This is a genomic window from Sphingosinicella xenopeptidilytica, assembly GCF_042676985.1.
Taxonomy (GTDB): domain Bacteria; phylum Pseudomonadota; class Alphaproteobacteria; order Sphingomonadales; family Sphingomonadaceae; genus Sphingosinicella; species Sphingosinicella xenopeptidilytica.
Genome location: NZ_JBHTIK010000001.1, coordinates 381,294 through 400,337 on the forward strand (window position 1 = coordinate 381,294; position 19,044 = coordinate 400,337).

General features: G+C 60.6%; 20 protein-coding genes and 1 tRNA gene. 15 read left to right on the top strand and 6 right to left on the bottom strand.

The features are described from left to right. Positions 1-33 precede the first annotated feature (33 nt). From ACFQ00_RS01965 to ACFQ00_RS02000, 8 genes are all read left to right on the top strand, one after another. Positions 34-336 carry a hypothetical protein gene (locus ACFQ00_RS01965; RefSeq protein ID WP_381485404.1) on the top strand — a complete coding sequence of 101 codons (303 nt, stop codon included), beginning with the start codon at positions 34-36 and terminating at the stop codon, positions 334-336. 102 nt (positions 337-438) lie between these two features. Beyond that, a complete protein-coding gene (gene infA, locus ACFQ00_RS01970; protein WP_184071869.1) occupies positions 439-657 on the top strand; it encodes a translation initiation factor IF-1 in 219 nt (72 codons plus the stop codon). Between the two features lie 11 nt (positions 658-668). Continuing rightward, the gene (locus ACFQ00_RS01975; protein WP_381485407.1) at positions 669-1,247 is read left to right on the top strand and encodes a Maf family protein; all 579 of its coding nucleotides are present in this window, start codon (positions 669-671) and stop codon (positions 1,245-1,247) included. Continuing rightward, entirely contained in the window at positions 1,240-2,217 is a 978-nt protein-coding gene (locus tag ACFQ00_RS01980; RefSeq protein WP_381485410.1) for a ribonuclease, read from the top strand. Before ACFQ00_RS01975 ends, ACFQ00_RS01980 begins: the two co-directional genes overlap by 8 nt. After that, positions 2,201-2,377 (top strand): DNA gyrase inhibitor YacG, encoded by a 177-nt coding sequence (locus tag ACFQ00_RS01985; RefSeq protein WP_381485413.1) that lies wholly within the window; start codon positions 2,201-2,203, stop codon positions 2,375-2,377. Before ACFQ00_RS01980 ends, ACFQ00_RS01985 begins: the two co-directional genes overlap by 17 nt. A 70-nt stretch (positions 2,378-2,447) precedes the next feature. Then, positions 2,448-2,523, top strand: a tRNA-Phe gene (locus ACFQ00_RS01990). Positions 2,524-2,676: 153 nt separating this feature from the next. After that, positions 2,677-3,945, top strand: a complete 1,269-nt coding sequence (locus ACFQ00_RS01995; RefSeq protein ID WP_381485417.1) for a tyrosine-type recombinase/integrase — start codon at positions 2,677-2,679, stop codon at positions 3,943-3,945. 194 nt (positions 3,946-4,139) lie between these two features. Next, on the top strand, positions 4,140-6,278 hold the full coding sequence (locus ACFQ00_RS02000; RefSeq protein WP_381485420.1) for a TonB-dependent receptor: 2,139 nt from the start codon (positions 4,140-4,142) through the stop codon (positions 6,276-6,278). A gap of 73 nt (positions 6,279-6,351) precedes the next feature. On the opposite strand, the gene ACFQ00_RS02005 is transcribed toward ACFQ00_RS02000, so the two are convergent. Then, positions 6,352-7,173 carry a glutathione S-transferase family protein gene (locus tag ACFQ00_RS02005; protein WP_381485423.1) on the bottom strand — a complete coding sequence of 274 codons (822 nt, stop codon included), beginning with the start codon at positions 7,171-7,173 and terminating at the stop codon, positions 6,352-6,354. Positions 7,174-7,384: 211 nt separating this feature from the next. Here ACFQ00_RS02005 and ACFQ00_RS02010 point away from each other — a divergent pair, with 211 nt between their 5' ends. The 5 genes from ACFQ00_RS02010 to ACFQ00_RS02030 all read left to right on the top strand — a co-directional run bounded on the left by ACFQ00_RS02010 (position 7,385) and on the right by ACFQ00_RS02030 (position 12,320). Beyond that, positions 7,385-8,251: a sugar phosphate isomerase/epimerase family protein gene (locus ACFQ00_RS02010; protein WP_381485426.1), complete on the top strand. Its 867-nt coding sequence runs from the start codon at positions 7,385-7,387 to the stop codon at positions 8,249-8,251. Between the two features lie 51 nt (positions 8,252-8,302). After that, positions 8,303-9,292, top strand: a complete 990-nt coding sequence (locus ACFQ00_RS02015; protein ID WP_381485429.1) for a thiamine pyrophosphate-dependent dehydrogenase E1 component subunit alpha — start codon at positions 8,303-8,305, stop codon at positions 9,290-9,292. 72 nt (positions 9,293-9,364) lie between these two features. After that, entirely contained in the window at positions 9,365-10,327 is a 963-nt protein-coding gene (locus ACFQ00_RS02020; RefSeq protein WP_381485896.1) for an alpha-ketoacid dehydrogenase subunit beta, read from the top strand. Between the two features lie 10 nt (positions 10,328-10,337). Next, complete coding sequence (locus tag ACFQ00_RS02025) at positions 10,338-11,495, top strand: dihydrolipoamide acetyltransferase family protein (protein WP_381485432.1); 1,158 nt, start codon at positions 10,338-10,340, stop codon at positions 11,493-11,495. A gap of 18 nt (positions 11,496-11,513) precedes the next feature. After that, positions 11,514-12,320 (top strand): AraC family ligand binding domain-containing protein, encoded by an 807-nt coding sequence (locus tag ACFQ00_RS02030; protein ID WP_381485899.1) that lies wholly within the window; start codon positions 11,514-11,516, stop codon positions 12,318-12,320. Between the two features lie 17 nt (positions 12,321-12,337). Here the strand turns inward: ACFQ00_RS02030 and ACFQ00_RS02035 are convergent, their stop codons facing one another. The 5 genes from ACFQ00_RS02035 to ACFQ00_RS02055 form a co-directional block, all read right to left on the bottom strand. Then, complete coding sequence (locus ACFQ00_RS02035) at positions 12,338-13,741, bottom strand: LLM class flavin-dependent oxidoreductase (protein WP_381485434.1); 1,404 nt, start codon at positions 13,739-13,741, stop codon at positions 12,338-12,340. Between the two features lie 97 nt (positions 13,742-13,838). After that, the gene (locus ACFQ00_RS02040) at positions 13,839-14,894 is read right to left on the bottom strand and encodes a LysR family transcriptional regulator (protein WP_381485437.1); all 1,056 of its coding nucleotides are present in this window, start codon (positions 14,892-14,894) and stop codon (positions 13,839-13,841) included. A gap of 8 nt (positions 14,895-14,902) precedes the next feature. Further along, positions 14,903-15,448 carry a carboxymuconolactone decarboxylase family protein gene (locus tag ACFQ00_RS02045; protein WP_381485440.1) on the bottom strand — a complete coding sequence of 182 codons (546 nt, stop codon included), beginning with the start codon at positions 15,446-15,448 and terminating at the stop codon, positions 14,903-14,905. 13 nt (positions 15,449-15,461) lie between these two features. Beyond that, positions 15,462-16,127, bottom strand: coding sequence for a VOC family protein (locus tag ACFQ00_RS02050; protein ID WP_381485443.1), 666 nt, complete (start codon positions 16,125-16,127; stop codon positions 15,462-15,464). Then, the gene (locus tag ACFQ00_RS02055; RefSeq protein WP_381485446.1) at positions 16,030-17,010 is read right to left on the bottom strand and encodes a fumarylacetoacetate hydrolase family protein; all 981 of its coding nucleotides are present in this window, start codon (positions 17,008-17,010) and stop codon (positions 16,030-16,032) included. Before ACFQ00_RS02055 ends, ACFQ00_RS02050 begins: the two co-directional genes overlap by 98 nt. Before the next feature lie 596 nt (positions 17,011-17,606). Between ACFQ00_RS02055 and ACFQ00_RS02060 the strand changes: the two genes are divergently transcribed. Then, positions 17,607-17,966, top strand: coding sequence for a sigma factor-like helix-turn-helix DNA-binding protein (locus tag ACFQ00_RS02060; RefSeq protein ID WP_381485448.1), 360 nt, complete (start codon positions 17,607-17,609; stop codon positions 17,964-17,966). 72 nt (positions 17,967-18,038) lie between these two features. After that, positions 18,039-18,977, top strand: a complete 939-nt coding sequence (locus tag ACFQ00_RS02065; RefSeq protein ID WP_381485453.1) for a HEPN domain-containing protein — start codon at positions 18,039-18,041, stop codon at positions 18,975-18,977. The last annotated feature ends 67 nt before the right edge of the window (positions 18,978-19,044 follow it).

Genomic DNA, 19,044 nt, shown 5'->3' on the forward strand with positions numbered 1-19,044 from the left:
GTTCGCCAGTGCGGATAAACATGCGGGGTGTGTATGGTCGACTGGTGGCGTTCAGGTCCGCAAATGGTCCGGCTGTGGCTCATGTCGATGGAAACCTGGTCCGCCTCGATGGTCGTCATCGCGGAGCGCAGCGCCATGCTCGGCAACGCAGCGATCTTCCCGGAAGCCTTCGATGCCAAGGAATTCAATCGCATGGTGCCCGAAAAGGTCGATGCCTTCACGCGCGGCATGATGGGCGCGGCGCGCGCCCGCGATCCCATAGAGGCGGCGGAGAATGCGCTCGCCCCCGTGCACAGCCGCGTCACCGCGAACGCGCGGCGTCTCAGGCGCCGCTGAGCCGCTGGCCGTACGGCACCAACAGCAACCTTGCGTTTCTGCGCCTTTTCCGCCAAGGGCAGGCAGCATTTGCGGGCACGCTTGCCCGCGCAAGGAGACTGAATGGCGAAGGAAGAACTTCTGGAAATGCGGGGGACGGTCACCGAACTGCTCCCTAACGCGATGTTCCGGGTCAAACTTGAAAACGATCACGAGATTCTGGGCCACACCGCCGGCAAGATGCGCAAGAACCGCATCCGCGTGCTCGTCGGCGACGAAGTGCTCGTCGAACTGACGCCCTACGACCTCACCAAGGGCCGCATCACCTACCGCTTCAAGTAACGGAACCGTTTGTGCCGGCGCTGGTCCTTGCCTCATCGAGCCCGCGCCGCCGCGCCCTTCTCGAACAGATCGGCATCGTTCCGGCGCGCACGCTTTCGCCCGACATTGACGAAACGCCCCGGCGCGACGAGCTGCCCCGCGACTATGCGGTGCGTCTTGCCGCCGAGAAGGCCGCTGCCGTGCCGCGGGGGCCGGGCGAGGTGGTGATCGCGGGTGACACGACGGTCGCCGCAGGCCGCCGTATCCTGCCGCCCGCCGAGACGGACGATGTCGTGCGGCAGTGCCTCATGCTGCTTTCGGGGCGGCGGCACCGTGTCTACAGCGCTGTCGCGGTCATCGATGCGGAGGGACGCCTGCGGGAACGGGTTGCCGAAACCATCGTCACCTTCAAGCGGCTCTCGGCTGCCGAGATCGACGCCTATGTCCGCGCGGGCGAAGGACGCGGAAAGGCGGGCGGCTATGCGATCCAGGGCCGCGCTGCCGCCTTCGTGCGCTTCCTTTCGGGGAGCTATTCGGGGGTCGTCGGCCTGCCGCTTTACGAGACGTCGGCGCTGCTCGCCGCGTCCGGCATCGTCCCCTCCGATGGCTGAATGGCTGATCGAGCGCGGCATCGGCGAAACCCGCGCCGCGCTCATCGAGGCTGGCGCGATCGCCGAAATGCGGATCGCGCGCGAAGGCAGTCTCCGCGTGGGCGAGATATGGGATGCGCGGCTGACGGCGAAGCTCGGCGGGCGGCGCGGCATCGTGCTGCTGGGCGAGCACGAAGCGCTGCTTGAACCGGTTCCCACCGATCTTGCCGAAGGCGGTCTCGTGCGCGTCGTTGTAGTACGCGAGCCGATCCCGGAGCGTGGCCGTCCGCGGCTTGCGAAGGTGCGGGCCGAAGGGGCGGCGGGCGCTGTGCCGGAGTTGATCACGGCGCCTGCCTTCGATCCGCCGGGCGCGCGCACGCTCGGCTACGGCGAAACGCTGGATCACTACGGTTGGGCCGAAGCGATTGCGGACGCAGAAAGCGGCCATGTCGCTTTCCCCGGCGGCAGCCTCGCGATCGTGCCGACCCCGGCGATGACAACCATTGATATCGATGGCGATCTCCCCGCGGCCGACCTCGCGATGGCGGGAGTTCGCGCCGCCGTTGCCGCGATCCGGCGTTTCGATATCGGCGGCTCCATCGGCATCGACCTGCCGACGCTGCGCGACAAGGCCGCGCGCCAGGCTGCGGGCGACCTCGTGGACAGCCTGCTGCCGCAGCCCTTCGAACGCACGGCGGTGAACGGCTTCGGCTTCCTGCAGATCGTGCGCCCGCGACCGCGCGCCTCGATCATCGAGCTTGTGCAGAACGCACCTGTGGAAACCGCCGCGCTTGCACTCCTGCACCTTGCCGCGCGGACGCCGGGGGCGGGGCCGCGCACGCTTACCGCCGCGCCGCGCGTCGTCACATGGCTGCGTGCGCACCTCACATTGGTCACCGAACTCGAACGCCACGTCGGCGCGCAGGTCGTGCTGGCCGAAGATGCCGCGCTCGCGCTACAAGCCGGCCATGTCCATGCCGCCCAAAGCTGACTCGCGCATCGGCCGCTGCCCCATCTGCGGCAAGCCCGAAACCGCCACGCACAAGCCCTTCTGCTCGCAGCTCTGCCGTGATCGCGACCTCATCTCGTGGCTCGACGAACGCTACCGCGTACCCGTGCATTCCGATGAGGAACCCCCTGCCGAGGATTGACGCGCGGGTGCTGGACAAGCCCTGCGCAGGCCATTAAGAGGCGCGCTTCATTCCGCATTCGCTGGAATGTGCCCGGGTAGCTCAGTTGGTAGAGCATGCGACTGAAAATCGCAGTGTCGGCGGTTCGACTCCGTCCCCGGGCACCATCGCCTCTTCCACAGACATCCGCAGGCGTCCAAAAAACGGCAGAAATCCGGGCCTTTTGACGGTACATCGTCCGCTCGTGACCGTCCCAGTTTGTTGTCAATTTTTGCTGCTGACGGTACATTGACGGTACATTTTTTGGGAAATGTACCGTCATGCTGACTGATGCCGTCATTCGCAGACTGAAGTGTCGGGAGAAACCCTACAAGGTCGCCGACATGTATGGGCTGTACCTGCTGATGCATCCGAAAGGTGCGCGCTACTGGCGTTTCGATTACCGTCATGCGGGCAAGCGGGGCACGTTGGCGCTGGGCGTCTATCCGGAGGTCTCCCTTAAAGAAGCGCGGGAAAAGCGCGCGAATGCGGGCAAGATGCTCGACAAGGGACTGAACCCGTCCGCCTACAAGAAGCTGACCAGTGGTATCGCTTCCCTCGAGGGCGGTGATTCGTTCAAGGCGGTGGCCGATGAGTGGCTCGCGAAAATCGAGGCTGAAGGACGCGCGGCGGCGACCATGGAGAAGCTGCGCTGGCTTCTCAGCTTTGCGGAACCGCTTATCGGAACGTGTCCGATTGGAAAGCTTACCGCGCCTGAGTTTTTGACGGTGCTGCGGACTGTCGAGGTTCGCGGCCGGTATGAAACGGCGCGGCGGCTCAGGAGCACCTTCAGCAGCGTGCTTCGCTATGCGATTGCCACGGGGCGCGCCAAACGGGATGTGACCGTCGACCTTCGCGGCGCGCTTATTGCCCCGAAGGTCACGCATCGCGCGGCCATTATCGAGCCCACCAAGGTTGGTGCACTGTTGCGCGCGATCGAAGGCTACGAAGGCCAACCTGCGGTTGAGTATGCGTTGAAAATCGCGCCGCATGTGTTTGTTCGGCCCGGCGAACTCAGGAACGCCGAATGGGACGAGTTTGATGCGGAAGAGGCCGTTTGGACGATACCGGCTTCGAAGATGAAGATGGGGCGGGAGCACAAGGTGCCGCTATCGAAGCAGGTCCTGGACCTTCTTGAGCGCCTGTATGCGGTCACCGGAAACTCTCGCTATCTGTTCCCGAGCGTGAGGTCGAACGACCGGCCGATTTCCGAAAACACCGTCAATGCCGCCCTGCGGCGTCTCGGCTATGACAAGACCGAGATGACTGGGCACGGCTTTCGCGCGCTCGCGAGTACGCTTTTGAATGAAAGCCGCAAATGGCATCCCGATGCCATCGAACGTCAGCTGGCGCATATCGAAAATAACGATGTTCGGCGTGCTTACCTGCGCGGCGCGCATTGGCCTGAGCGCGTGCGTATGATGCAATACTGGTCAGACTACCTCGACCAGCTTCGTGCCAAAGGGAATGCGGCCAGAGGCAAGTTCGGGCGCGAGCGCTTTGGACAAGCGGCCGAAAGACCGATGTTTGGTCGGCGTGAGGCCTTGTAGTTCTTGCGTTTTTTACCTGATTGCGGAGCGGTGCGCCGGGTCATCAAGATTTTGATTTGGGATGCGGCACTCTCATCATGCCCGCAAAGGCGGATCGTTTGCTAAGCGCAGCCTCCACACCAAAGAATCCATATCTCACATCAGTCGTTCGGGCGTGATGTGACGGAAAACAGGATCCGGGGGAGGAGAGAGACATGCGCTTGGAGCAACACGTAATTGGGGGACTTTTGGCGTCTACGGCTATCGTCCTGTCTGTGCCCACTTATGCACAGGAGGCGCCAGCTTCAGACTATGTGCTCGAAGAAATTGTCGTTACGGCTCAAAAGCGTTCTGAGTCGCTTCAGCGCGTTCCCGTGTCGATTTCAGCATTCACACCGGCGAAGCTCGAGCAGCAGCAGATCGAGGGCGCCGCGCAGCTGCAAATCGCCGTTCCCGGGTTGGTCTATTCCAGCAGTGGGGGCTTCGCGACACCTTATATCCGCGGAATTGGCAGCGATATTGCCACGGTTGGTGCTGAACCCGGCGTGGCGACCTATGTCGATGGTGTATACGTATCCAGCCCGCTCAGCGTGAACATGGACATTCTCGACGTCGAGCGCGTGGAAGTGGTCAAAGGCCCGCAGGGGACGCTTTACGGCCGCAATGCCATCGGCGGCGCCATCAACATCATCACACGCGAACCCGGCCAGGAGCTCGAGGGGCGCATTGTTGCCGGATACGGCAATCACAATCGCCGGGAAGTGGGCTTCTATGCATCCGGCCCCGTGAGCGAGACGCTCGCTGCTGGCGCTTACGTCAACTATCTCGGCCGCGATTCGCTTGTTGAAAACCTTGCGATCAATCCGATCGGCGGCAGCCCGCAGGATAAGGAAAACATCTCCGTTCGACTAAAGACGGTCTTCACCCCGACCGATACGGCCAAGTTCGTTCTGAGCGGCGAATACGGGAAAAACGAAGCTTATGATGTCTGGAGCTTCCGGCAGGTTCAAGACAATGCGCTCGGGCTTCTTGCAGGGGGCAACACCGGAGCAAAGCCGCGGCAAGTCTATCACAACTATCCTTCGTTCCAGAAGGGGCGCCTCTGGGCCTCAACGCTCCGCGGCGAAATTGAAACCTCTTTTGCGCAGCTTGTTTCGATTACGGCGTACCGCAATTATCGCGCCGTATCTTCGGTGGACTATGATGGTACCGACGCGCAAATCATCGGATTTGCCATCGACCCATCGTTCAGTCGCCAGTTCTCGCAGGAAGTGCAGCTCGTCTCTCTGCCTAGCAGCCCTGTAAAATGGATTGTCGGCGGTTACTACTTCGATGAAAAGACAGGCGGTCAGATCGTTCTGAACCCAGGCGACGCGCTCGTGGTGCTGAAGCCACGGCTTCCGGTCACGTCCTATGCCGCCTTTGGTGAGTTGACCGTGCCTGTAACAGACAAGCTGAACGTCACAGGTGGATTGCGGTATACGCACGAGAAGAAGAGCATTTCTTCGGCGCTGGGCGGCGATCCGGATATTCCGCTTCCCGCCCAGTCGACGACGTTCAACAAGGTGACCTGGAAGGCGGCCGCAAATTACCAGTTCACGCCGGACGTTATGGCCTACGCGTCTTACAGTCGCGGTTTCCAGTCGGGCGCGTTCAACGCGACCGATTCAGGCGCGCCGCCGGTCGATCCTGAAATCCTCGATGCGTATGAGGTCGGCCTCAAGTCTGAGTTTCTCGATCGACGTCTGCAGATCAATGCAGCAGCCTTCTATTATGATTTTCAGGACTTGCAGGTGCAGGTCAACGACAGCGTGGGCGGCGCCGCTGCGTCGTTCCAGAATGCCGGCGCTGCACGGGTGAAGGGCGCGGAGCTCAGCGTTGTTGCCTTGCCCGTCGCCGGGCTCCAGCTGGATGCGAGTGTCAGTTATCTGAAATCCAAGTATCTCGACTTTCCGAATTACGCCGGCTTCGCACGCGATGACGTCAATGGCGGCAATGCGCCTGTGACTGTCGACGTTTCGGGGAATTCGGTGATCCGGGCGCCGAAATGGAGCTTATCCGCCGGCGCGACCTACGGTTTCGACGTAGGGAGTGGGCGAATCGAATTTAACGGCGCGTACTACTATAACGATGGCTTCTCTTTCGATCCGCAGCATCTCGTGCTGCAGAAGTCATACAGCCTCGTGAATGCCTCGGTTTCATGGTTGCCGACGGACGCTCTCAGAGTTTCCATCTGGGGTCAGAACCTTACCAACGAACATTATCTGACGTTTGGTGTGGCGAGCAATTACGGCACGACGAATGCCGATGCCCCCGGAAGGCTCTACGGAGTTCGAATGTCGTACAGCTTCTGATATCGGCTTTAAGCCAACGAACCACTTGATAGGGGGGGGCGCACGGCGCCCCCCCTTCTTTTTCGCGTGAACCCTACCCGAGGTGCTGGTGCATTTGCGAAAGCAGGCTCGTCCTCAGCGCATCAGCCGATGCCGTTATCTGCGCGCGCATATCCGCGTGCACAAGGTCCAGAAGGCGCTTTGAAGCCTCTCTTGCCCGTAGGGCCTGCCACCAGCGATCGACGTTCGGCAGTCCGCCATCCATCCAAAGTGCCTCAAGGCCGAACTCTTCAAGGCGCAGCATCAACGGCATAACGGCACTGTCTGCCAGCGAGAGCTCGTCGTCAGCCAACCAACGCGTGTGTTCAAGCGCCTGCTCCATTCGCCGCAGCATTGCCGGGAGCTGCCGGATCGCTATCCGGACGGTTGGAGCGTCTACGCCCAACCGGATGGGCAGCTCCCGCGCCGATCGAGCGGTGTCGTCCTCGATGGCATCGAGCATGGCCCTGAGCTTCGCTTCGTCGAGCGGATCCCCGAGGATCGCGCGAATGAAGGTAGCAACGGTGATTGCGCCGATTGCGCCGAAATAGCGTTCATCCACGAGCTTCAGCCACATGTTCATATTCGCGCGGGCAAGCGGCCTGCTCGGCTGCAACGGCGGTCCGGGAAAGGTGTCGTCGATGTAACGCATCACGATGGACGATTCGGAAATTGCATGACCGTCATTGGTGACAAGGACCGGTACGAGGCCTTCCGGATTGAGGAGGCGGAAGCCTGTGGTTCTGAGATACTCTCTCTCGACCTCCCGATAGGCGATATCTGCGCCCTTTTCGAACATGACGTGCAGCGCTTTCCGCGCGCACGTCGCCATGGGGATTCCGTAGAGCTCGTGCATATGGGCCTCGATCTGGATCAACTGAAACCGCTGCTGTTCAATAAACGGCGTTCGCTAGGCTCGCATGACGGCAGACATCCCGACCATGATCTATATTCTGGTGGTTCATCGAGTATTTTCATAACCGGTTGCGCCTGGACTGCCCTACAAACCATCTGTCGTGCGGTGTTACCGCTACGCACATGAAGAAAAACCTCGGATTCTGGTGATCCGTTGAAATTCGAAGGTGGGGATGGTGCAGTCGCCGAAGCTGGTCGCGAGCTATTGGACGTTGGCAGGACCTGTCCTGCCACTGGCGGGCGATGTCTCGAGCACTCTCTCGCTCGCCGATAGGGCGCGCGCAGCGAATGCTGCCGGTTGGAGGGGGCTGGGCCTGCATGTCGATGATGTCGCAAAGGGCTTGCAAAAGCACAGCTATGGCGAGCTTCGGCAGATCCTTGACGACAACGGGATCGTGCACGTCGAACTGGAAGCCTTGTTCGACTGGTTCGCGAAAGGTGAGCGCCGAAAAACCTCGGATGCCGTACGCGCAAACCTGCTTCGCGCCGCCGAAGCGCTGGGCGCATACCAGATCAAAGTCGCGGGTGACTTTTCGGGAGCGGCGTGGCCCACGGACAGGCTGATCGCCGAGTTTCAGGAGTTGGCCCGTCAGGCGGGAGATGCAGGGACCGCTGTCAGCATCGAGCTCATTCATGAATCCGGCATATGCGATCTCGAGACCGGAATCGCCGTTGTGGAAGGCGCTGGGGCGGCCAACGGCGGCCTTCTGCTCGATATCTGGCACGTGGCGCGTGCGGGAATCGATTACGGAGCTGTGGCGGCAATCCCGGCGCACCTCATAAAACACATCGAGCTTTGCGACGCGGCCGCTGTTCAGGTCGGCACGATGATCGAAGACACCATTCGCCGTCGGGCTTTACCGGGCGAAGGCGATCTCGACGTGTCCGCGTTTCTGCGCGCGATTGCTGCGACGGGTTATCGAGGGCTCGTCGGCGTCGAGATTCTCTCCGATGCGCAAAGAGCGCGATCCCTGAACGACGCGGCAAATGTGACGTTCAGGAAAACGATGGATGTCCTTGCGGAAGCGGGATGGGTGTAGCTGCGGCACGCGTGCAGGCCGCAAGGAGTAAGGGATGAGGATGCCAAGGGCATGACGATCGAAAACAGTGTCGGCGAGGAAATGTATCGTCGCATGGTCCGTATTCGGGCTTTTGAGGAGCTCGCCGAAGAGATGCATGCCAAAGGGCTGATCGTTGGTTCTTTGCATTCGTCCATCGGTCAAGAAGGCGAAATCGTCGGCGCCTGCATGGCACTGCGCACCGACGATTACATGATGGGCAATCATCGTTCGCACGGACACCCGATTGCCAAGGGCGCGAAGCTCAACCCGCTGATGGCCGAACTCTTCGGTCGCAAGACAGGTATCTGCCAAGGTAAGGGCGGGTCGATGCATCTGGCCGATTTCAGCGTCGGCAGCATTGGTGAAACAAGCATCGTGGGGTCCGGACTGCCCGTCGCGACGGGCGCGGCGCTCGCCTGCAAGCTTCAGGGTATAGACCGGGTCTCTCTCTGTTTCTTCGGTGACGGTGCATCGAACGAAGGCACGTTCCATGAGAGCCTGAATCTGGCGGCGGTGTGGAAGCTGCCCGTGATTTTCATATGCGAGAACAACCTGTACGCCTGTTCCACCTCAGTCGAAGCCTCGACTGCCGTTACGAACATCGCGGATAGGGCGGCCGGCTACGCCATCCCCGGTGTGGTGGTTGACGGACAGGATGTCCTCGCGGTTCACGATGCCGTGAGTGCGGCGGTCTATCGTGCGCGTTCCGGGCAGGGACCAACGCTGATCGAAGCCAAGACCTATCGATATCGCGATCATGCCGTGAACATGGGCAAGATGAGCGATATCGACATCGGATCCCGCTCGGTTGAGGAGGTTGAGCACTGGCAGCTTCGCGACCCGATTCCGCTGTTCCGAAAGGTCCTGGTCGACGATTTCGGCGTAAGCAGCGCTACGCTCGACACGATCGAAAGTGAGGCGCGCGAAGATGCCGCCGAGTCTCTGCGGTTCGCGCAGGAGAGTGCATTTCCCGAGCCTGCGGAAGCCTTTGAAGACGTTTTCGTATCCGCAAAAGGCTGAGACCCACGATCAATCAGGATGCGCTGCTGTACCGGCCCTTGCGCAGGCAGCAGCCGACCAAGTGAGGAACTGATGGCAAGTCAAACATACCTCCAGGCCATTCGCGCTGCGATCGGCGAGGAGATGGCACGAGATCCCCGGGCCTTCGTGATGGGCGAGGATCTCTCGATCTGGGGAACAGCCAATGGGCTCGCCGAAGAATTCGGCGCGGAGCGTGTGCGAAATACACCGATTTCAGAAGCCGGCTTTGTCGGAGCCGCCGCGGGTGCCGCAATCGCGGGTTCGCGCCCCATCGTCGACATTTCGATTTCAAGCTTCATCTATCCGGCGATGGATCAGGTTGTCAGCATTATCGCGAAATCCCGATACCTCTACGGCGGACAGGCCAAGCTGCCTCTCGTGCTGCGACTGGTGATGTATTACGGGCTCGGGGTTGCTGCTCAGCATTCGGATCGACCCTATCCCATGCTGATGAACGTTCCGGGGCTGAAGATCATCATCCCCTCCAATCCCTACGACATGAAGGGGCTGCTGAAGTCGGCAATCCGTGATGATGATCCGGTTCTCTGTTTCGAAGATTGCAATCTCTGGACGAGCCGAAGCGATATTCCGGACGATGAGTATCTCATTCCGATCGGGAAAGGAGACATCAAGCGTCCCGGCGATGACGTAACCATCGTAGCCATTGCCGGCATGGTGCCTCAGGCACTGAAGGCGGCGAAGGTGCTTGAACAGGAAAACGTTTCCGCAGAGGTGATGGACCCGCGCACGCTCGTTCCGTTTGATCGGGAATTGCTGCTGGATTCGGTGCGTAAGACCGGGCGTCTCGTGATCGTTGACCCTGCCAACCGGACGTGCAGCGCGGCGAGTGAGATCGCTGCGATCGTGGCAGAGGAAGCGTTCTGGGATTTGAAAGCGCCGATTATCCGGCTGACGACGCCCGACACGCACATTCCCTACAGCCCGGTGATGGAACACGGTCTCTATCCCGACGCCGACAAGATTATCGCCGCGGCGCGACAGACCTTTGCCTGAGGAACGCAGAATGGTTTACGAATTTCGCCTGCCGCAGGTGGGCATGGGTATGCAGGACGGGACGGTAACGGCCTGGCTCAAGTCCGAAGGGGATGCCGTTGTCGAGGGCGAACCGATCTGCGAAGTCGAAAGCGCCAAGGCAACCATAGAAATCGAAGCGCCCGTTTCAGGGATTCTGAGCAAAATCCTCGTGGAGAAGGATGGGTTTGCCGAGGTGCAGGATGTCCTCGCGCTTATCGAGCAAGAGGGCGGCGCGCCGGCCGAGGCCGCGAAACCCGCGGCAGAGGATATCAGCGCGCCTGCGCCGACGCAGATCGTACGGCGCGCGGCGGACGGTGCTGCACGGCAGGTCGAACCGCGTGCGAAAAGGCTGGCCGAGAAACTCGGCCTCGATCTCGAAACCGTGATCGGCAGCGGACCCGGCGGGCGTGTTACCGAAGCGGATGTCGAAAAGGCGGCGCAGCGCGGAGACGTGTCTGCCGGTTCCGAAAACGCGGGCGCAACATTTGAGGACGTCCCGCACAGCGCAATGCGGCGTGCGATCGCTGCACGGGTTACAGAAGCCAAGAAAACCATTCCGCACTTCTATTTGACCGTACATCCGGAAGTGGATGCGCTTATCGCGCTACGTGGCAGGATGGGGAGCGGTGTCACGCTTACCGACTTCATTATCAAGGCGGTCGCAAAGGCATTGATCGCAGTGCCCGATGTGAACGTCGCTTGGACAGAGGCAGCGGTGCGTCGTTTCAAACATGCGAACATCGCAGTCGCCATAGCGACGACTGGCGGGCTTGTAACGCCTGTCGTCAGAGAGGTGGAGGCAAAGAGTCTCGAAGATATTTCTGGCGATCTCCGGTCTCTGTCCGAGCGCGCCCGGGCAAGCCAGTTAAAGCCGGCAGACTATGAAGGCGGACAGTTCACCGTGTCCAATCTCGGCATGTACGGAACATCCGAATTCACCGCGATCATCAATTCACCCCAAGCCGCAATCCTCGCCGTGGGTGCCGCCGAGCCCCGGCCGGTGGCTCGCAATGGAAATGTCGAGATCGCAACGCTGATGACCTGCACGCTCGCCGTTGACCATCGCGCAATCGACGGTGCGATGGCTGCCAAGTTCCTTGCCAGTTTCAAATCCGCAATCGAGCAGCCTGAAGGCCTTCTCCAATAGTTGCGGGACGTTTTGGATGTGTTGCAGCGAGCAAGTGAAACCATGAAAAACACCTCAGCCACTCAGAAAGAAGCGGTTTTCAGGCGCGCAGCCGAGCACGAGGTCGAGCTGCCCCCTCAGCCCGGCCAGGTGCACCGCGCTTCAATGGGGCGGATCATCGACTATCGCCTTCAAGAGACAACAAACGACATGGTACGCGCAATCGCAACGCTGCCCGGTCATTTCGAAGCGATCCCGAAGTGGGGCAGCCCGTGGCATTACCATGAATGCGATCTGCAGATCGCTTTGATCCTCAAGGGCTCGCTCGACATCGCGTATGAACACGAGACGTTCTCACGCGCATCGCAGGGCGATATATTGTTTATCCCAGGCCACGTCCTGCATGACGTCGGCGGGGCATCCAGCGATTATCAGGTAGCGGAAATCACCTTTCCGGGCTCCTTCGGAACGATTGAGGCCGATCCGCCTGAACCGGACCTCAAAAGCCGGGGAGCCACGCTGGCGATTCGTGATGCACGGCTGATCGGCGAGTATGATGGTCTTGCGATTTATCGCTACGCGCTCGCCGAGGCGTTGGGCAGCCAGTATGCCATCCGTCGTTATGTCCGCCGGAGGGCTGAGGCATCGCATGGCGTCTGGCAGCAGCACGCCGATCGCTATCGCATGCTGTTCGTCACCCAGGGAAAAGTGACGGTCGAAGTGAACGGCAACCGACCTGCCATCTTGAAAGCGCTCGATATCGCCATCATTCCCGGTGATGCCGATTACAGATATCTGTCGCCTTCGGTAGAATACGAAGCGGTGGAGGTGGCGCTCGGCAAGTAGGCCGAGCGCATGCCTCATTATCGTCGGTACTTCGCAGCCGGATGGTCGTCGGCAATGAAGGCACCGCTGCCCGAGAGCTTTTCACGAAATGTGCCGCCGGCGTATGCGGTCTTGTAGCGGCCCCGCTTCTGCAGCTCCGGTACGACGAGATCGATGAAGTTCTCGAAGGTTTCGTGCGCTACGATGCGTGCGACATTGAAGCCGTCGATATCCGCCGTATCCATCCAGCGGATCATTTCATCGGCCACCTGTTCGGCGTTCCCGATGATCGCGACATTGCTGCCGCACAGAGCTTTCTCGTCAAGCACCTGGCGCAGCGTCCAGCTGTTGTTGCGCGTAAACGCGGAAAGAGCCGAGCGGTTGGCATCATTCTCTTGGTAGGTGATCGGTTCGTCGAGTGGATACTGAGACAGGTCGATTCCCATCGCACCCGACATCATCGAGATGAGGCCTTCCAGGCTCGTATACTGCTTGTACTCCGCATACCGTGCCTGAGCGAGCGCTTCGGTTTCGTCGACAAAGATCGAGACACCCGTAAAGAACTTGATGCCGCTCGGATCACGGCCGGCTTCTTCCGCAAGCGCGCGTGTCTTCGCGACCTGGGCTGCGACCATTTCTGGCTTCGTGCCGTTCAAATATACGCCTTCAGTGTGCGTAGCGGCAAAGCGCCGACCACGCTCTGAACCACCGGCCTGAAACAGGACAGGCACGCGCTGAGGCGAGGGTTCTGTCGCGCCGATTGCACGAAAGCTGTGATATTCACCTTTGACCTCGACCGCCGCAATCTGGCTGGGGTCCGCGTAAATCCGGCTTGCTTTGTCCTTGACGAGCGCCCCATGCGCCCAGGATTCCTGCCATAGGCGGTAGACACCTTCGAGGAACTCCTCCGCCATTTCGTAACGGGTATCATGTTCCATCAGTGCGTCGCGGCCCATCGCGATCGCGCCGCTCTTCAGATAGCTGGTCACGATGTTCCAGCCGAGACGTCCCCTGGTCATGTGGTCGAGCGTCGAGATGCGCCGCGCAAAGCTATAGGGGTGCTCGTATGAGCAGCTGCCCGTCATCGTGAAACAGAGATTCGACGTCGCTGCCGCCATGATCGGAACAATGACAGCGGGGTCCAGGCTGGGCGCCTGCGATCCGTTACGGATGGCGGCATCGGCCCGGCCTTCGTAAACGTCCGGGAAGCCGTAGACGTCGGCGAGGAAGAAATTGTCGAAAAGGCCGCGTTCCAGGAGGCGCGCATAATCGATCCAGTATTCGGGCGTCGTGTAACCCACGGCTTTGTCTCGCGGGTGGGCCCAAAGCCCGAAAGCCTGAAAACTGGGGTTGCACTGTTCGAGTGCGTTCAACCGAATCTCTTTTGCCACGCTCTTCTCTCCCAAGACCAGCACATGCGCCTGGGTTCTCGTGCCCGCCATTTCAGTGCGCCCATGCACCCTATCAATGGCGAGCTGCCCTGGCGCATGATTACTCCAAGGTCAGACCATGCGCAGGATTGATGCAATTATCGAGAATTCAGGCCGTACCAGTTTCGGAAAGTCGCGTATCGAGATGAAAACCGCGTTCCCTGAAATGATCGTCCCATGCGCTGCTCACTCTGTTCGCTTCTTCGACGAGCAGTTCGACAAACTCCGCGCCCTCCGGGCTCATTTCGGATCGCATGCGCTCGATCAGCATGACGCTCAGCGAAATTTGGGGATCGTGGAATGGTGTCGCGGTGAAACGGTCGGCATCCGTGAGCGGATCGAGCATCAACGCGGGCGTGACCGTTTTCCATGCGCTGCGGCTTACCATGTCGAGCGTGGCGAGCGAAGAATCGATCTCGAGCGATGCGTCGATCGCGATACCATGGGCGGTGAACCATGCATCGATCGCATTCCGGCGTGACTGCATGCCTGTTGCCCAAACGATCTTGTGCTGACCCGGCCCATCGTCGAGACCGGCATCATTCGCTTCCCGTCTTGCGATCAGGCATTCGGGCGACGTGAGGAGAGCCCGCGACCGCACACCTGCTTCCGGGCCGTGCACCGTACCGATCGCGAAGTCGAGATCACCTGCGGCGACCATGGCGGGAAGGCCGGTGCTGTAGCTCTCGACGATGCGAACCTTCACGTTGGGATGCCGCTCGGAGAAACGCAGCAACGTCGGGGCGACAATGCGATGCGTGAGCGCCGGCATGACGCCGATTTCAAGGGCGCTTTCGTAGCTGCCCGCAAAACGGGAAATGGAGTCGGTCGCCTTGTCGAGCGAGCGCAGCAGTTCGACACAGTGCCGATAATAGTCGTCTCCAGCAGGCGTCGCCGTGATGCGAGCTTTTTCGCGAACGAAAAGTTTTACCTTCAGGATCGTCTCGAGATGGCGGATATGATGGGAGACGCCAGATTGCGTGCTTCCTTCCCGGACGGCCGCTGCGGTGAACGATTCTTCCTCATAGGCTGCGACGAACAGCCGGATGTCCTGCAATGAGCCTCGAAAGGCCACTTTCCGCGTCCCCGTCGACCTGGCGGCTTCGGTCACCGCAATTGCCTTTTGGGAGACCATATTCCGTTGCGGCACCGGTGTCACGGCCATGCCCGGCATCAATCGATCGGCACGTGGAGGGTGTTCGTCAGGCGCGTCAGCCCGATGTAAAGTGCGAGCGTCAACGCAATCTCCACAAGCGTTCGGTCGTCAAAAAGCGCGCGCATATCCTGCGCTGTTTGCGCATCAAGGCCCTCATTGTCGTAAAAGCGGTCGGCAAAACGCAGCAGAAGCCGCTGGCGGTCGCTGAAAACGCTTGCCGTTTCCCAGTTCGCCACCGCCTCGATAGCGGCATTCGCCAAGCCTTCCTGCCTTGCCATGCCGCGATGGTGGTGAAGCTCATAATGGCCGCCGCCGCGCTCCAGCACGCGCAGGATCATCAGTTCCCGCTCCGTGGGCTCGATAGCGCACCGGGCGCGAAGCGCGTGCGCGTATGCGATAAAGGCCGGAAAAATATCGGGGGTGTTGGCAAGGACGCGGTGGATGTTGGCGGGACCCAATCCTCCCCTCATGTTCGCGAAAAGCGCGGCAACCTCGGCATTGTCGGAGCGATCGACGAGGTTGACGTTAATGGTGGTGTCTGGAGCGGACTCGTCCCCGATCATGTCTGGCACACCCTCAGTTCATGGAGCGGTAGGGGTCTTGCCCGTCCCAGCTCGCGGCAATTCTCGCAACATCCGCCATGAACGCCTTGCTGTCGCTGTTCCATTCGAAGAGCTCGGTCATGAAGCCGAGCGCTTCGCGCGTATCCACGTAGCAGTATCGCTGTCCTCCGAACGTTGCTTCCTGCGTGACCTCCAGCCCGAGAGCCCGATAGGCTTCCAATCTCCGGTCGTAGTCAGTGACATCGGCGCCCAGATGGTGGTGTCCCGCACCGTGCCTTCCGAACGTCTTCGTGTATGCCGAAGGCGCGTCGTCGTGCTGGACGATGAGCTCGATCTGGGTCTTGCCCGTATAGGCAAAGGCGACGCCGAAGAGCGGTGCAGCGGCGGCAACACCGCAATAGCGGTAATCGTCGGGCCGCTGGTTTTCCAGGAAGAAGAACGGTCCGATGCCGGTTGTCTCGTGCCATTTCCGCATAGCGAGATGCAGATCCTGGACGACCCAGCATGATTGGAAGAAATCCGCACCTGGGCTCAGCATAACATCCACCTTCCTCTTATCGGGTCCTGCTTTCGCGTACTTTCTATACGATGAACGTCCGCAAAACCCCGATGGGCTGGATTTCGAGTTCCACCACATCCCCCTTGGCGAGCATACGTTCCTTCTCCAGTGCGCAGCCATCCGCTGCCGCACCGGTGCAGAAGATCTCGCCGGGATAGAGCATCTGGGACTGGCTCGCATAGGCAATGCAATCCGGAAACCGCCAGCGTGCTTCCCGGCTATAGCATCGTGACCACTCTTCTCCGTTTACCCGGGCATGCATGGTGAGAGCATAAGGGTCGGGAATCTCATCCTTTGTCACAATGCATGGTCCAAGGACGTTCGAGCCGTCGAAATCCTTGCCCTTGGCGACGCCGAGGCCCGTGGACATCGCTTCGAACTGGGCATCGCGCGCGCTGAGGTCGTTGAAAATCGTGTAGCCGAAAATATGGTCGAAGGCGTTTTCGGGTTTGATGTCCTTTCCCGGCGTCCCGATGATCGCGGCCAGTTCCAGCTCATAGTCCGGCCAGCTCGAATAGGCCGGCCAGGTAACCGCGTCATCATGGCCGGAAACCGTCGTATTGTCCGAGTAGTAATAAGCGGGGATTTCGTACCAGCCCGGACCCGGCAGGCTGTCGAGATTGAAGCGCTTGCGCATTTCCAGATAGGCCGAATCGGGGTCGTCGCTTCGCTTCGCGAGCATTCGTGCAGCGCCGTCGGTCGCCTGTGTCAGATGCCGCTCATAGCATGAGAAGTCGCGAATCTTGTTCGGTCTCGGCAGTGGCGGGAGCACGCGAACATCCGCGAGGCGCGCGCAGGCAGACGCATGCGGATCGTCCATGGCCCGGCGCACGGCCTTCAGGGCTTCCGGGCCTGCGGTGATCAGCGCCTGCATGCTTGAAAACGCCGCCAGGCCGACACCGTTACGAAGGCAGTGATCTTCATCCAGATCGAGGAGCATGTCCTCCCCGATCTGAACGCCGAGACGTTCGCCGTTTCCCTTCGAGAAAGTGTACAACTTCATGTTCTGCGCGCCTTTTAAGCAGTGACTTGAACGCTGAGGATCGGGTTGGTGTCGCTCGGAAAATGGAACGGCATCGGTAAGAAAGGCGCGGGCTTACCTGCTGTTTACCAGCCGGACCGCGCCGTGAAAGCTGCGCTGGGCGATCGTTCTTTTGAGCATTTCACTCCCCGAAGATTCTCACGGCCTGACGACCCTAAGCTCCTCTCCTAACAGGCGTTGAAGCGCCGAAAGACATGATAAGAATGGACATGCTTCATCGGAAATCTTGATGATGAGGCGTCCATTCGGGGCAGCCCTCCGCATTGCCTCTGTGCATGATTTTGTTGGGCCATCCCGCCTTCGGCCGGATGAAGTCTGTCTGATCCGGCTCGCGCGCGGTGTGTGCGGGTCGCTATGCCTTTGGTCTGGCCGTGCCGGTCCTGCAACCCGCGTGGCGGGTCTTCCTCTTCGTTCCAGCCCTTCGGGTGCAGGCCCGGCCCTTGGGGCCGGACCTCTCGGCGCTCCGCCGCCCACCCCGCTCTTCCGCCGGGTGCGGCTGATGGAGAGGGAGAAGAGGGATACAGCAGCGTATCAATGAAGCCGCCGTACCGCAGGACATGGACCGGATTGCGGTCATGCGGCGGGTGCTTGAGGGGCTGCCTGAAACGACGCTCATCGTGTTCATGGCACACCGGGTCGAAGGCAAGTGCTATGCCGAGATCGCGCGAGAAATGGGCATCAGCGAATGGCGCGTCGAGCGCCATATGGTGCGCGCGATAGGTCGGATCGCGGACGTCGGCGCACGCTACCGGGCGGCGCTTCTGGCGCTCGATTCTGTATCCCGGCAGGTGCTGGAGCTGGCCTGGGACGGGCTTTCGCATGACCGGATTGGCGTGCGGCTGGGACTTGCCTTGGACGAGGTCGAGACCCGCATGGCCGATGCGCTGGTGGCACTCGATGAGGCCACAACCCTCTGATCAGGGGGTTGTGATCGTAGCCCCCTGTTCTTGCAGTGCAAAGTCATGCCCCAGTTGCTAGGAAGGCCTCCTATGCGCACCGACCTCGATCATCTTCCGCCCACAAAGCAGCGCGAGCTCGAGCGCGTGCTGGAGGTGCTGTTCGCAGGTTTCGAGGAAGCCACCGCACTTGCCACGCAGGCCTGGAAGAAGAAGGGCCGCATCCTCAAGGTCGTGCTCTACGGCAGCTATGCGCGTGGCGGCTGGGTCGATGAGCCGCACACCGCCAAGGGCTACAAGTCCGACTTCGACCTGCTCGTCGTCGTCAATGACAAGCGCCTTACCGACCGCATCCCGTACTGGGAGAAGGCCGAGGACCAGCTGATGCGCGAGTACGGCATCACCAAGACCTTGAAGACCCCGGTCAACTTCATCGTGCACACGCTTCAGGAGGTGAACGACGGCCTTGCCCATGGTCGGTACTTCTTCATGGACGTCGCGAAGGATGGCATCGCGCTCTACCAGAGCGACGATACGCCGTTCCATACGCCCAAGCCAAAGACGCCCAAACAGGCGCTCGCCATGGCGAAGGAGTACTTCGAGGAATGGTATCCGAGCGCGGTCTACGCGCGCAAATTAGCAGGCTACAGCCTTGCCGATGGGCAGCGAAACTATGCGGCTTTCAACCTGCATCAAGCCACGGAGCGCCTGTACCATTGCGTCCTTCTGGTGTGCACTTTCTACACGCCTCACGTCCACAATCTGGGCTTTCTGCGCACACAGGCTGAGCGGTTGGACCGTCGCCTTTTCCATGTCTGGCCGCGCGATACGAAGAAGGAACGCGCGCTCTTCGAGAAGCTCAAGGAGGCCTATGTGAAGGCCCGCTACTCGAAGCACTACCGCATCAGCGAAGAAGAGCTCACGTGGCTGGGCAGCCAGGTCGAGGAGCTCGGCCGCGTCGTCCATGCCGTCTGCAGCGAGCGCATCGCTGAGCTCGAAGCGGCGACAAAATCTGGCACCTCCCCGTCCTGAACCTGCCGATCCCGGCAGGTTGGCGCGCGGTATCTGGCCGCATAGGCTGGTGCCATTCTTCCCCCCT

Bases quoted from the DNA above. Each gene is read 5' to 3' on its own strand.
- ACFQ00_RS01965 (WP_381485404.1), top strand. From the start codon at position 34: ATGGTCGACTGGTGGCGTTCAGGTCCGCAAATGGTCCGGCTGTGGCTC.
- infA (WP_184071869.1), top strand. From the start codon at position 439: ATGGCGAAGGAAGAACTTCTGGAAATGCGGGGGACGGTCACCGAACTG.
- ACFQ00_RS01980 (WP_381485410.1), top strand. From the start codon at position 1,240: ATGGCTGAATGGCTGATCGAGCGCGGCATCGGCGAAACCCGCGCCGCG.
- ACFQ00_RS01985 (WP_381485413.1), top strand. From the start codon at position 2,201: ATGCCGCCCAAAGCTGACTCGCGCATCGGCCGCTGCCCCATCTGCGGC.
- ACFQ00_RS01995 (WP_381485417.1), top strand. From the start codon at position 2,677: ATGCTGACTGATGCCGTCATTCGCAGACTGAAGTGTCGGGAGAAACCC.
- ACFQ00_RS02000 (WP_381485420.1), top strand. From the start codon at position 4,140: ATGCGCTTGGAGCAACACGTAATTGGGGGACTTTTGGCGTCTACGGCT.
- ACFQ00_RS02010 (WP_381485426.1), top strand. From the start codon at position 7,385: ATGGTGCAGTCGCCGAAGCTGGTCGCGAGCTATTGGACGTTGGCAGGA.
- ACFQ00_RS02015 (WP_381485429.1), top strand. From the start codon at position 8,303: ATGACGATCGAAAACAGTGTCGGCGAGGAAATGTATCGTCGCATGGTC.
- ACFQ00_RS02020 (WP_381485896.1), top strand. From the start codon at position 9,365: ATGGCAAGTCAAACATACCTCCAGGCCATTCGCGCTGCGATCGGCGAG.
- ACFQ00_RS02025 (WP_381485432.1), top strand. From the start codon at position 10,338: ATGGTTTACGAATTTCGCCTGCCGCAGGTGGGCATGGGTATGCAGGAC.
- ACFQ00_RS02035 (WP_381485434.1), bottom strand. From the start codon at position 13,741: ATGGCGGGCACGAGAACCCAGGCGCATGTGCTGGTCTTGGGAGAGAAG.
- ACFQ00_RS02040 (WP_381485437.1), bottom strand. From the start codon at position 14,894: ATGGCCGTGACACCGGTGCCGCAACGGAATATGGTCTCCCAAAAGGCA.
- ACFQ00_RS02045 (WP_381485440.1), bottom strand. From the start codon at position 15,448: ATGATCGGGGACGAGTCCGCTCCAGACACCACCATTAACGTCAACCTC.
- ACFQ00_RS02050 (WP_381485443.1), bottom strand. From the start codon at position 16,127: ATGGCTGCGCACTGGAGAAGGAACGTATGCTCGCCAAGGGGGATGTGG.
- ACFQ00_RS02055 (WP_381485446.1), bottom strand. From the start codon at position 17,010: ATGAAGTTGTACACTTTCTCGAAGGGAAACGGCGAACGTCTCGGCGTT.
- ACFQ00_RS02060 (WP_381485448.1), top strand. From the start codon at position 17,607: ATGGACCGGATTGCGGTCATGCGGCGGGTGCTTGAGGGGCTGCCTGAA.
- ACFQ00_RS02065 (WP_381485453.1), top strand. From the start codon at position 18,039: ATGCGCACCGACCTCGATCATCTTCCGCCCACAAAGCAGCGCGAGCTC.